The organism is Desulfitobacterium sp. (assembly GCF_982384815.1).
This window is the reverse complement of sequence record NZ_CEVWNY010000091.1, coordinates 1-12,321: the sequence shown is the minus strand read 5'-3', so window position 1 is coordinate 12,321 and position 12,321 is coordinate 1. Positions and strand designations below refer to the sequence as shown.

The 12,321-nt window shown below is 43.7% G+C and carries 13 protein-coding genes, 2 pseudogenes and 2 riboswitches; of the genes and pseudogenes, 3 read left to right on the top strand and 12 right to left on the bottom strand.

Annotation, left to right across the window (positions count from 1 at the left end):
- Window positions 1-11: 11 nt before the first annotated feature.
- The 6 genes and pseudogenes from AC1U9U_RS12360 to AC1U9U_RS12335 form a co-directional block, all read right to left on the bottom strand.
- Window positions 12-224, bottom strand: a complete 213-nt coding sequence (locus AC1U9U_RS12360; RefSeq protein ID WP_479960867.1) for a hypothetical protein — start codon at window positions 222-224, stop codon at window positions 12-14.
- Window positions 225-260: 36 nt separating this feature from the next.
- Window positions 261-1,361: an anthranilate phosphoribosyltransferase gene (gene trpD, locus AC1U9U_RS12355; protein ID WP_479960866.1), complete on the bottom strand. Its 1,101-nt coding sequence runs from the start codon at window positions 1,359-1,361 to the stop codon at window positions 261-263.
- A gap of 30 nt (window positions 1,362-1,391) precedes the next feature.
- The gene (locus AC1U9U_RS12350) at window positions 1,392-2,429 is read right to left on the bottom strand and encodes a zinc-dependent dehydrogenase (RefSeq protein ID WP_479960865.1); all 1,038 of its coding nucleotides are present in this window, start codon (window positions 2,427-2,429) and stop codon (window positions 1,392-1,394) included.
- 106 nt (window positions 2,430-2,535) lie between these two features.
- A riboswitch (cobalamin riboswitch) is annotated at window positions 2,536-2,717 on the bottom strand.
- Between the two features lie 135 nt (window positions 2,718-2,852).
- Window positions 2,853-3,581 carry an amino acid ABC transporter ATP-binding protein gene (locus AC1U9U_RS12345; protein WP_479960864.1) on the bottom strand — a complete coding sequence of 243 codons (729 nt, stop codon included), beginning with the start codon at window positions 3,579-3,581 and terminating at the stop codon, window positions 2,853-2,855.
- Window positions 3,582-3,613: 32 nt separating this feature from the next.
- Window positions 3,614-4,375, bottom strand: coding sequence for an amino acid ABC transporter permease (locus AC1U9U_RS12340; RefSeq protein ID WP_479960863.1), 762 nt, complete (start codon window positions 4,373-4,375; stop codon window positions 3,614-3,616).
- 62 nt (window positions 4,376-4,437) lie between these two features.
- A pseudogene (locus AC1U9U_RS12335) lies at window positions 4,438-5,273 on the bottom strand (transporter substrate-binding domain-containing protein).
- A 154-nt stretch (window positions 5,274-5,427) separates the two neighbouring features.
- Window positions 5,428-5,611: riboswitch (Lysine riboswitch) on the bottom strand.
- A gap of 237 nt (window positions 5,612-5,848) precedes the next feature.
- Here AC1U9U_RS12335 and AC1U9U_RS12330 point away from each other — a divergent pair.
- From AC1U9U_RS12330 to AC1U9U_RS12320, 3 genes are read left to right on the top strand one after another with little or no spacing between them, the layout of a single operon-like run.
- Window positions 5,849-6,433, top strand: coding sequence for a DUF4342 domain-containing protein (locus AC1U9U_RS12330; protein ID WP_479960862.1), 585 nt, complete (start codon window positions 5,849-5,851; stop codon window positions 6,431-6,433).
- The gene (locus AC1U9U_RS12325; protein WP_479960861.1) at window positions 6,399-7,094 is read left to right on the top strand and encodes a response regulator transcription factor; all 696 of its coding nucleotides are present in this window, start codon (window positions 6,399-6,401) and stop codon (window positions 7,092-7,094) included. Before AC1U9U_RS12330 ends, AC1U9U_RS12325 begins: the two co-directional genes overlap by 35 nt.
- A complete protein-coding gene (locus tag AC1U9U_RS12320) occupies window positions 7,087-8,601 on the top strand; it encodes a sensor histidine kinase (RefSeq protein ID WP_479960860.1) in 1,515 nt (504 codons plus the stop codon). Before AC1U9U_RS12325 ends, AC1U9U_RS12320 begins: the two co-directional genes overlap by 8 nt.
- Before the next feature lie 210 nt (window positions 8,602-8,811).
- Here AC1U9U_RS12320 and AC1U9U_RS12315 read toward each other — a convergent pair whose 3' ends face one another.
- The 6 genes and pseudogenes from AC1U9U_RS12315 to AC1U9U_RS12290 all read right to left on the bottom strand — a co-directional run.
- A complete protein-coding gene (locus tag AC1U9U_RS12315) occupies window positions 8,812-9,129 on the bottom strand; it encodes a type II toxin-antitoxin system RelE/ParE family toxin (protein ID WP_479960859.1) in 318 nt (105 codons plus the stop codon).
- On the bottom strand, window positions 9,113-9,397 hold the full coding sequence (locus AC1U9U_RS12310) for a type II toxin-antitoxin system prevent-host-death family antitoxin (protein WP_479960868.1): 285 nt from the start codon (window positions 9,395-9,397) through the stop codon (window positions 9,113-9,115). Before AC1U9U_RS12310 ends, AC1U9U_RS12315 begins: the two co-directional genes overlap by 17 nt.
- A gap of 76 nt (window positions 9,398-9,473) precedes the next feature.
- Complete coding sequence (locus AC1U9U_RS12305) at window positions 9,474-9,686, bottom strand: hypothetical protein (protein ID WP_479960858.1); 213 nt, start codon at window positions 9,684-9,686, stop codon at window positions 9,474-9,476.
- A gap of 145 nt (window positions 9,687-9,831) precedes the next feature.
- The gene (locus tag AC1U9U_RS12300) at window positions 9,832-10,161 is read right to left on the bottom strand and encodes a hypothetical protein (protein ID WP_479960857.1); all 330 of its coding nucleotides are present in this window, start codon (window positions 10,159-10,161) and stop codon (window positions 9,832-9,834) included.
- A 212-nt stretch (window positions 10,162-10,373) separates the two neighbouring features.
- Window positions 10,374-11,417 (bottom strand): right-handed parallel beta-helix repeat-containing protein, encoded by a 1,044-nt coding sequence (locus AC1U9U_RS12295; protein WP_479960856.1) that lies wholly within the window; start codon window positions 11,415-11,417, stop codon window positions 10,374-10,376.
- A gap of 173 nt (window positions 11,418-11,590) precedes the next feature.
- Window positions 11,591-12,321, bottom strand: a pseudogene (locus AC1U9U_RS12290) (hypothetical protein); the annotation flags it as partial.

Below are 12,321 nucleotides of genomic sequence, written 5' to 3'. Positions count from 1 at the left end.
ATGTGTTGATGCTAAGAGCTAGGATCCTTTTCAATGACCTGCAGAGTTACTATTCTAAGGTCGGTTAAGCCCATGAGTTTTCCAACTTCCATGGCCTTTGTAGCTCTTTCCATGCCCTCCGCGCCAAACACCGATGCCTTGGTTATAGCTACACAGGCCACTTCTTTATCGCTGACAATCCGCAAGTAACCTTCATTGCACTTGATGGCAAACATCTCATACATTTTACTGACCTCCTGGAAATTGGTTCATTCGACAACCTACAGCGCTAACAAGCCCTCCAGTCTTCGTAAGCCTAACTCTGGTTGTGTATTTTGATGTGAAACCCATGCTTTAAGCTTGTCTAAAGCCTGTCCCGAAGCTATGATATTCTTTGACTGCTCATAACCCTCTTTAATGGTGGTGGCAATATCCATTAAATATAGGATCAACGCCGAATTAAGGCATACTACATCGGATTTCGGACCATCATCTTCGCCCTTTAGTATTTTCAGCAGTCCCACGGCTCCTTCGGCGACATTGTCAAAGGTAAGCAAATCCTCTCTATCGGCTCGGCGGATACCTATATCCTCCGGGAAAAATGAATAGTGTTCAATACTGCCATCAACTTTGAGTTCCGCCACCAGAGTTTCGTTTAATGTAGAGGCTTCGTCCATTCCACTGATTCCATCTTCAGCTAGACCATGGACAATGAGTGCCCTCTTGAAGCCTATCTCTCGCATGACCTCGGGAGCGGATTTAAGCAGTTCTCTGGAATAGACACCCCGAACCGCGTATTTAGGCAGGGCGGGATTCGCCAGGGATGCCGAAATGTTTAAAATCGAGCCAAAGGAAATTTGGGACAAGATTCTTCCTAGGGCCCTAGGATGGACCTTGGGGCTCATGCCGTTGAAGATGCCGATACCTGCATTTTCGATGCTCCGGTGGACGACTTCTGGGTCACATTCTACATCTACCCCCAATTCTTCTAAAACATCTATGGTGCCGCATTTGGAAGTAATGGCCCTGGCCCCGTGCTTTGCCATGTTAACCCCTGCCGCGGCGGCAATCACCGAGGCCCCTGTGCTTATGTTGAAGGTCTTTACACTGTCCATCCCCGTTCCACAGTTTTCCACCAAGGGCGAAGCTGTCCGGGGAGTAACTTTGACAGTGTCGAGTTCATAAATAGCTTCCCAAGCCGCGGCAATTTCTTCCGTGGTCTCGCCTTTGGCCGCCAGGGCAGCTAAAAAAGCTCCCTGGTGCATATCTGTCTCCTCATTATTTAATACCCTCTTAAACATTTCCGTAGCTTCTTCTCTTGAAAGATCCTGTTTGTTGATGAGCTTTGTCAAGCCTGTCGCAAAGGATTTTGAATCGGTCATGATAATTCCTCCCTGATAATATTTTTTTGATCAGTAGTTTAAACAAATAGAAAGCCCCTTGAGATCTCTGACCATTTTCAAGGCTTCTTCCACCTCTTCGAGGACAATTCTATGGGTAATCATATCTTTAACTTTGATACTCCCATCGGAAATTAATCTCATGGCTTCTTTGGTGCTGCCTAGGGTACAGCCATAGGAGCCAAGGACAGTGATTTCCTTATAATGGATTAAGTTTAAGGGCAAAGGCCCATCGCCTTCCTCTGCCACCAAGCCGCTGAAAAAACCTAAACGGCCTTTTTTAGCCAAGACGCGGAGGGAAAGATCCATGGCATCGTATCCCGGGCAGCAGGGAATGACCACATCTGCACCTCGTCCGCCGGTGATCCTCATAATCTCCTGTTGCACCTCTTGCCGGGTGGGATTTAGAAGGTAATCAAATTCGTAGGTCCTGGCCATGGACAGTCGGTTATCATTGGTCTCCACCAAGATTACATTGGCAGCCCCGCGGGATTTTGCCAGTTTACCGTTTAATATTCCCAATCGGCCGGCACCAAAGATGATCACGGAGTTTCCGGGACCCACCTCAAGCTTTTCCTGCATGTTGACGCTGCAACCCAAGGGTTCCGCCATGGAAGCCTCCTCAAAGGTGATGCCCTCCGGAATCGGGTTTAGAATGCCATTTTCCACCCCTTGACGCGGAACTAATACGTATTCGGCAAAACCTCCATCATAGTTAAAGCCCATGATTTTTATGTCATCACACAAATTGTCCATGCCCTGTTTGCAAAACTCGCATTCCCCACAGGGGATGCCGGGGAATACCTGGACCCGATCCCCCTTCTTAAAATCCTCCACCCCCTCCCCCACCGCCTCAATGACCCCCGTTATCTCATGACCCAGGATACGAGGCAGTTGAAGATCGTATTGCCCCTTCATATAGCATTTCACATCGGTTTTGCAGATACCGCAGGATTTTACCCGAATTAACACCTCGCCAACGTCGCAGTTGGGGGTTTCGACTTCTTGGATTGCCAATGATTCCCTGCCGTGTAAAACTGCTGCTTTCAAAAGATCTCCTCCCTTAAAAGAAATTAGCAAACAAAAAAGCCCACACCAAATAACAGTGTGGACTTTCCATCATCCCCATGTAATACTCGCCTTTTGTCGCGCGAAGACGATATATCTATTCCAGGCAGGTCTCCTGACTTAGGTTCATCATCCTTATGCTGCCTTCCCCCAATCTAGAGTGGCTCGAGTAGCATAAAACTAACCATTACAGTGGCGGGCCCGTTTGGGACTTTCACCCAAATTCCCTATTCTCCCATTTCCATGGGCACCTGAAACGGAGTATTCTTTTGTAAAAATTATATACTAAAGTGTGTTTAAAGTCAAAGGATCTGGGTTGGCAAAAACTTAGTTTATCTTACCATGATGTTGATTTATCCAAATCTTCCTTCCACATTTCAATGAATATCAATATGCCTGGCGCCTTTAGATGCGCTTTAGGAATTCTTTAGTGCGTTTTTGCTTGGGATTGTTAAAGATTTGCTCCGGACTTCCTTCTTCTGCGATAACTCCATTATCCATAAAGACCACGCGATCAGATACCTCCTTAGCAAATCCCATTTCGTGGGTCACTATTAACATAGTAAGGCCGGTTTCGGCAAGTTGTCTCATGACTATGAGCACCTCCCCCACCATCTCGGGATCGAGAGATGAGGTGGGTTCGTCAAACAACATCACATCTGGTTCCATGGAGAGCGCCCTGGCGATGGCCATTCTTTGTTTTTGTCCGCCGGATAATTGCTTTGGTTTGGCGTGGACATATTGATCCATTCCCACCACTTGTAAGTATTTCATCGCGACTTTTACCGCTTCTTCTCTTGAACGCCTTAAAACCTTGGTTTGGCCCACCACACAGTTGTTTAAAACATCGTGGTTGTTGAATAAATTAAATTGCTGGAAGACCATGCCGAGTTTCCTTCGATAGGCATAGATATCGTGCTTATCATCTAATATATTTTTGCCGTCATAAACGATTTGACCGCCGCTGGGTTTTTCTAAAAGATTCACGCATCGAAGGAGAGTAGATTTTCCGGATCCCGAGGAACCTATGATGCAAACTACTTCTCCTTTATTTACCGAGAAATTGATATCCTTCAAGACTTCGTTAGTGCCAAAGGATTTGCTTAAATGTCGAATGTCAATTGCTTTATCCATATTCGTGTCCACCTCCTCGCCGAATTAAATGCCTATGCTGTCTTAAATAGAGCATCTTTGAGGCCTTCCCCCGGCATTGAATTGTCAATAATATCGTAACTCTCCGGTCCGTCTAGTCTCTTTTCGATATAACGAAGAATCCGCGTCACAGTATAAGTCATAACAAAATAAATAATGCTGGCGACAAAAAATGTTTCAAAATATCTATAATTGTGCCCCACAATGGATTTGCTTTGAAAATACAGTTCATTTACAGAAATTACATTGAGCACCGAGGTGTCTTTAATGTTGATTACGAATTCATTGCCGGTGGCGGGCAATATATTGCGAATTACTTGGGGCAGTACTACGTTTACCATAGTTTGGAGGTGATTCATACCTACGGCGTGGGCAGCTTCGAACTGTCCTTTATCTATAGAGGCGATGCCCCCTCTAACAATTTCCGCCATGTAAGCACCGGTGTTGATGGAGACTATGAAGATCGCCGCAAAAAGGCGATTCATGTGCCAATTGAAGGCCAGAGCGGAACCGTAATAAATTACCATGGCTTGCACGATCATGGGAGTCCCTCGGAAAAACTCTATGTAAAAAGAAAGAATGGTATTGATGAACTTGACAAATATTCTTTTAGTCCGCCGTTCAGGCATTGGAATACTTCGGACAACTCCTATGGATATCCCGATAATAGACCCTAAAATCGTGCTGATGATGGAGATAACAAATGTCATTTGTGCCCCGCGCAAAAACATCGGCCAATAGTTTAATACAATTTTTACTAACCATTCATAGGTCATAACATTCTCCCCCCTTTGAGATTTGCAGACCAACTGCGCCGGGGCGCAGCTGGTCTGCTTTTTTATTCAACGACGGGTTGATTTTTAATAGCGGAGTCCATGATTTCATTGCGCTCTTCTTCCGAAATGCCCGACAATATTTCATTAATTTGTTCTCTCAATTTGCTGCCTTTTTTGAGGCCTATGGCGATGGCCGTATCATCGTCCGATGTCTCAAAACCATCGCTAAACTCTACCATGGCAAAACTTTCATTTGCCGAGGTGGCACTAACGGCTTCGGGGCGTTCCGAGACATATCCGTCGATCATCTGTGCTTCTAGGGCGACTCTCATCGCCGAGAAATTATCCATGGGGGGCTCTTTAATTACACCGTCAATTTGCTCAATGACCGTATAATGGAAGGTGCTCAATTGCGCAGTTACTTTAGCTCCTTTAAAATCTTGGATTGAAGATGCTCCCTCGCATTGGCCTCCCCTTTTCACCACCATCACTAGATCTGATTTATAGTAGTTGTCCGAAAAGTCGATGGTCTCCTTGCGTTCGTCTGTCGGCGACATACCCGCGATAATGGCATCGATTTTACCTGATTCTAATGCCGGGAGCAGGCCGCCCCATTCGGTTTTTACGATAACTAATTCTCTTCCTAAACCCTGGGCAACTCTTTTAGCAATTTCCACATCGTATCCCCCTGCATACTCCGCATCGCCTTCAATTGGGACACCGCCTTTTGATCGTCGATTTGAGTCCAGTTAAAGGGCGGGTAGTCGGCTTCAAGACCTACTCTAAAGACATTAATCTCTTCCGGCGCTTTTGGGGTGCTGCCCGATGAACCGCATCCGGTAAATAGCACCATTGCAGATAAAGACAGTGCTAATAAAAACGACATTTTTTTACTCATAATTAATCTCTCCCTTGTTTATTTTAAGATATTTGCTTCACAACCAAACTCATAGACTGATCGCTGAAGTCGCTGATTTTGAATAACAAAAAAAACGACCTGAGATGAACTCAGGTCGTAATATTATACTTACACCTAAATCCTCCCCTTTTCCCAATGAGATAGCACAACTCGATAAATCAGGATTGTTTATCGAGACAGTCCTACAGTTCTTAACTGCAGGCCCAGCAAATAATACTGAGAATACTATTTGCTTCGGCGGCATTTCCTTCTCCTTAGCATCACTGCCTTCTCAAACTCCGCTAAGGGCTATTAAACACCGCGCCTCTACCTCACTTGAAAAAGTGAGGCATTATTAAATTATTCTTAGTATATACCAAACTCCAATGTCTGTCAACCGATGTTAAAACGTGTTGTGCTCATACCAAGTAGATGGTAAGATAATTATATTAGTTTATAAATTTGACAGATAGATTGGTAAAGTTAGTTCTAATGTAATTTTAATGTTTCTTGAATTATCCTTAAAGTTTGTGTTGCTATAATAAAGCCATATTAGATGACAGGAGGCTATATTTATGGTTACTTTTGAGCAGGTAGAAAAATTGCGCGAGCGAGCCAACCTTTCCTATGACGAAGCAAAGGCAGAGCTTGAGAAAACAGACGGGGATATTCTTGAAGCTATCATCAACCTCGAAAAGCAAAATCGCATTCCTGCACCCAAGGGAGGCGGTTATTACAATTCAAGAGGTACACAGCAAAAGGCGGAAGAGGATTACCGCGAGAGAAAGTCTAGGGAGGAATTCAAGAAGGAAAATGGCAGTTCTTCCGGAGAGTTGCTGAGTAAGTTTTTGAGATGGTGCGGGACCATGATAAGCAAAGGCAATAAAAACAGCTTTGAAGTTAAAAAAGACGGAGAAAATATAATAACTATTCCGGTGACGGTACTGGTAGTTCTATTATTGTTCACGTTCTGGATTACAGTTCCCATTATAATCATAGGACTCTTCTTCGGGTACAGGTATATGTTTACCGGTCCCGACTTGGGTAAAGACAATGTTAATCAGGCCTTGGATTCAGTTGCCCAAGCGGCTGAGAATATAAAAAAGGAAGTTAGGGATTGTAAAAATGGGAGAACTAATGGGGAAAATCCTAATAATTGAAGATGAAGAAAGGATAGCACGTTTTATAGAGCTAGAGCTGGAGTTTGAAGGTTATGAAGTCGAAAAGGCATTTAATGGGAGGGACGGGTTAGAACTTGCAAAAACCCGCCCCTTTGATCTGGTATTGCTTGATATTATGCTGCCGTGTTTAAATGGCATTGAAGTCCTTAGAAGGATTCGCCAATTCTCCAATATACCCGTCATACTTCTTACAGCTCGGGATGCTGTGGTAGATAAAGTTACTGGGCTTGATGGGGGTGCCGATGATTATATTACTAAGCCCTTTGCCATTGAGGAATTGCTCGCTCGAATAAGGGCGGCTCTTAGGAAAAAGGCGATACGCAATGAAATGAAAGCACCATCGAAACTTGTGGCGGGAGCTTTATGCCTTGATCCTATGAAAAGAGAAGTTCGGGTTAAGGATAACACCCTTGATTTAACAAAACGCGAGTTCGATTTACTACAATACCTTTTAGAGAACAAAAATATAGTTATAAATCGAGAAACTTTGCTTGAACATATATGGGGCTATGATTTCTCAGGCGAGACAAATGCAGTGGATGTCTATATTAGATATCTTCGCGCAAAGATTGAGGAACCCTTCGGTCAAAAATTCATCCATACTGTTCGTGGGGTGGGGTACGTGATAAAGGATGAGTAATACGAAAAGTGCATCTTCCACCAGTATAGCTGATAAAATCCGTTCATCCCTTGTAATAAAACTGAATATGGGAATGATCGGAAGGTTGTTTTCAGGATTTTTAGCAATTAATATCCTTGTTTTTTTAATGAGTCTATCTGTTACTTTGTGGAAGGCAGAAGAAAGAGCACAAGATATAATTGAAGCTATTAACCTAACTTCTGATAATCTACAGTCAATACATGATATCAACAGAAGCTATCAAGTCTTGATTATGGAGGAATCGCCAAAGGGCGTCCAGCTCCCCCGCAGCATACAAAAGCATTTGCCGGTAAAGGCCCCGGCGGCAAAACGGAGTATTAGTGCGCCAGGGGCTCATAAAGTTGTGCGCTTTTGGGAAAAAATCGGTTTAGTAAAGTATAACATATCGTTCTTTATTAATGGCATACCATACAAAATAGTATACGATTTGGGCGCTGATTTAAAGCTGCTATTATCTTTATTATTTATTGTCTTTATATTTGAGCTTTTAATTTTAATAAGGAATGTTGGTAAGGGTTCAAGATTGATTCGGATTACTCTTAAACCATTGTCTGAGATGGCAGAAACCACCAGGCAACTTAATGATGAAGTATTTTATAGGCGTTCTATGGCAGAGGATACAGATATCAAAGATCTAGCCGGTGCTATTAGCGATATTGATGCAAGTAGGCTTGACAGGCGCCTATCGGTGGACGGTTCCCAAAATGAGCTCAAAGACTTGGCGTCGGCTATAAATGGTATGCTAAATCGTATTAATGCTTCTTATCAATCACAGCTGAGATTTGTTTCAGATGCATCCCATGAGCTGCGTACACCAATATCTGTTATACAAGGATATGTAAATCTCCTGGATCGTTGGGGTAAAAAAGATGAGAAAACCATGCAAGAAGCTATTGATGCAATTAAGAGTGAGACAAAAAGTATGAAGGAGTTAGTGGAGCAGCTTCTTTTTCTTGCGCGCGGCGATAATGAAACCATAAAGCTTCACAAACAGTATTTTGACGCTTGCGACATAGTAGATGAGATAGTCTGTAAAACACAAATGATTGATCCAAATCATAATTTTGAAATGGATTTAAACAGGCCCGCTTATATTTATGCTGATAAACAGCTTTTTAAGCAAGTTGTTCGCATCCTTGTGGATAATAGCATTAAGTATACACCCACAGGAGAGAGAATTGTTATTAGAATTGTTAATGAAGAAGACTCTGTTCGTATAACTGTGCAGGATAACGGTATAGGAATAGCACCGGAAGAGTTGGCAGATATCTTTGAACGTTTTTATCGTTCGGATGAATCCAGGGCAAGAAAAACGGGAGGTTCGGGCCTGGGTCTTTCGATTGCCAAATGGATCATAGAACGCCATGGAGGCTACTTTGAAGTTTGGAGTAGAATAGATATAGGCACTCGCACAACTATTGTAATTCCCACTGCTAAAATGCCGCCTTCGGAGCTATCAAGCAGCGAGGTATTGAAGGTGAAATAAGGCATATGTAGGAGGGGCCGTCCTATTTGTTCAGAATAGGCAAAGGAGACAGCTCCGTATTGTTACCCCAAAAAAGCAAAAATTGCCCTGAGGAAAATGGACCGACAAGCCCTTGCCTTTGCTCGCCATGATTGAGTCCTAGCTAATTTCTTCTTCACCCTTACTGATTATTGAGGGCCTGGCACCTTTTCCCCGATTTGATTATCGAGCCTACAATAGCCAGCCATAGTCCTGACGGGTATCTACGACTGCGTCCGTATATACGTTACTTTCCTTGATCTGATAAACCAGTAGATACCGTTTTTCTAGCAAGAGCTTTCGGTATTTTCCTGCTGGAATCAGCGGATCAGTCAGCCATGGATTCCTTTCAGGAAACTGTTCCAGCGACTTTGCCTTTTCCTGAAAGGAATCAATTAACCGCATGGCTACAGATTCACTGACCCGTGCCAGAAACCGCGCATGGGATATCAGCATTTGCGTGGCCTCATCGGAAATAACTACGGTGTGCCGTTTATTTTCGCTGTCCATCCAGCACCTCCCGGATGACAGTTTTCATCATAGCAGAAACCTCATCAATAGAATGACCGGGTTTTTCGTTCAGCCTGCCCTCCTCCGCAGCAATCAAATTTTCCCGCAGCCGAAGCATGCTTTCCCTTCTTGCAAAAGCCTCTATATCCATGACTACGAGATCGCCCTCGCCGTTTTTTGTAAGATAAACCGGTTCCCCTGACCGCTTGCACAGCTTGGAAAATTCAATGTAGTTTTTGCGGATTTCCGCAGACGGCTTTATATTCATCATGCAAATCGCCTCTCTTGATAGCAATAATATATCCTTATTGTATGCTTATTATACTACCTTGGGGCTTGTTTGTCTATAACATGCTATTATTGAGAAAATACACGATGGGAATATTGCCGATGACCATGGCTGGAACCACATCAAAATCCTTGTACCATTGCATTTTACCCCACTCAATAAATACATGTTGTGTCTCAACACCGATTTCTTCATCTTCGGAAAGAATAATTTCATCCAACTTTTTGATTAAGTATCTGCAAAAATTCTTATTTAAGCCCATCGACATTGGTTACTGTCCAGCCAAATACTGCGTAAAAAAGTCCTCCTGTGAGTCTTTGTTGGGCCTTGGCGTATAGGATCTAATGAAACTGTATAGGGATGTTGGCACAAAATAACCTCCATGAACATCCAAATTTCAAGGTTGGGGAAGCCTAACTCATTCGGGAATAGCCGTGGATTAATCTGTAAGCAATTCCCCCACTAAAATACTCCCATTTGTCTACTGTTCTATTTTGGCCATAGTCAAAGCACCCTGCTGTTATAAGAGATTGGTCGAATACGGTTTCGTAGTCATCCTGTGCATCCAGCAGAACACAAACGAAAAGAAGTAGGTTGGGGAAATCCTCTTTCTTATAGAAACGAAATACCTCGTAAGGCATCCACTGTTTCGGAAGGTTAATGCTGGCTGATGAGTCGGATAAAGAAGTGTTTGTGGTGTCCCACCCAGCCTCGCCCATCAGCCCATCCGCTGTTGATAGCAATGCCCCCACTTGTTCGAGGATTTTAACTGCAGAATCGGCCGTCCCCCCACCAAACCTTGCCGCCTGTATACCACAAAAAGCCCCGTGAGAGAGCTCTTAATTGCTTGCTTTCCCACGGGGCTTGTTTGGGTTCTTTACTGCAACGGCTTAGAGGGTCGACTTACAACACAACAGAACCTCAAACCGTCCCTCTAATACATCAGTAGAACCAATCAAGCATCTCCTACCGTTACCACAGCGGGTGGATCAATAATAAGCTTATTAGCGGTATTAGCTTGCTCGTCAGTATCTCCATTCCAGCTGTTACCGGACAGATAAACTGTAGTACTATCGCCTGCAGCACTGAAACGCATCAGACTTCCATCATCGCGACCCTTGCAGTTTGTTATGGTGTTACCAGTAATAATAACTTCACCAGATAGTTTATTCAAACGGATTGAACGCTCACCGGCTCGATCAAGGGTATTACCTGTGATGCTGACCAAATCAGTAGAGGGACCAGTCACCAAAATATCATTTCTGCCGGAGTTGGAGAAATTGTTATCGCTGATGGTTATCATATTCCACTCGGTGATGTTAATGGGCATCCAGACGTTATCAACAGTGCAGTTCTTCACTGTCAGATTGCTTCTGCCAGTAGTCATAATCAGCTCATTAGTGCTCTTGTCCTTGATCTCCGCAGAAGTATCGCCGTCAGCACGGAGCAGGAAGCTTGTCTCTGCAGTCTTATCGGCAGCCTGACCAGTCAAAGTACAACCATCGATAGTCAAACCATTCACGCTGGAATGACTCCAAATACTCTGCAAGTTGACTGCAACAGGCTTGTTGCCAGTAAATTCAATATCCTTAATGGTCAGATTACTAATTGAAATATAACTACTAAGATGATTATCATCATCATTGGAGTGTCCAGAACCCGGAACGTAGAGCTGCGCTTCAACGGTGATCTGGTCAACCTTGGCACCAGCAGTGCCTATAATGGAGAGGTTATTAATCGCACGATATCTCTCTACATCTCCATCGCCCGCCCAGTTAGTCACATCAACACTTCTGCTGAGCTCGCTCTGACGAAGGTAAAGCGTGCCATATTCACCAGGATTCAAAATTATAGTGGCGCCGTCTTCTGCTTTGTCAAGTTCCGACTGGATTGTGTCCGGTGTTGCCTGAATAGCACCTGCTATAAACATATCAGGGATAAATTCTACTTCTTTCTCTATTACAAACAATACACCTTTATAGGTAAATTCAACTACCACTTTATTCGGTAAATCCGCCGGGGTTACTTCGTCACCACTAAGTTCATAAAATCCATTGTCCCAGCTGCCGCTACTGCTCGGCCTTGCAACACCTAGATCAAATGAACCTGAGGTACGAGTCGGCCAATTGCTGGTTTTGCTAAAGGTCAGTTTTTCAAAATTAGCTGTGTTTCTTACAATTTCATTCTCGTTATTATGGAGAGACAGTCTAAGCTAGTCAACCCTTTGGAACTATTCAATCCATCAGCTAGGTAAAATGGCCATACCGGGGTAACCATAATCCTGCCCTTTGCTCCTTCGGTTAGCCCTGAGTAATCTTCCTTGTACGTTCCGACACCTACAGTGGTGTTTGATATTACAAAGTTCTTCAGTTCATCGATTTTCCCTACAGCCGCTTCCAACTTGGTCTTTAGGTTCTCATCCACCAATGCTTGTCCCTCTGCAGTTAATGACTCAAGGGCCCCCTTTGCTTCCGCTACCGCCTCGGCATTTTCCAGGTATTCAAGATAGTTATAGATAGCATCCAGGTTTCCTAGTTTCCCATCCTTTTCAAGAGCCCCTCTTGTCTTGTTTACCACATCAGGTACTTCTGGGGCTTCTATTGTTGGCGCTTCCAGTAAAGCAGTGATCATACTCTCCACTATATCCACTGATAGTATTGACCCAATAGGATCACTTGTCACCGTACCTTTATATCTACCTGTTCCTGTTACTTTTACCTTAATCAACTTACCTTCATCATCAGCAACAAGTTCATAAGTCTTTTCTGTTGCTTCGGGAATATTTTCATATGCACCATCTTTAGCATCAGCCCTCATCCACTGATAATCAACTGTTGCCTTATCCGGTGTTACTTTAGCTACTAGTGTAGCTCCAACAACAGGCACACCTTCCACACTAATAG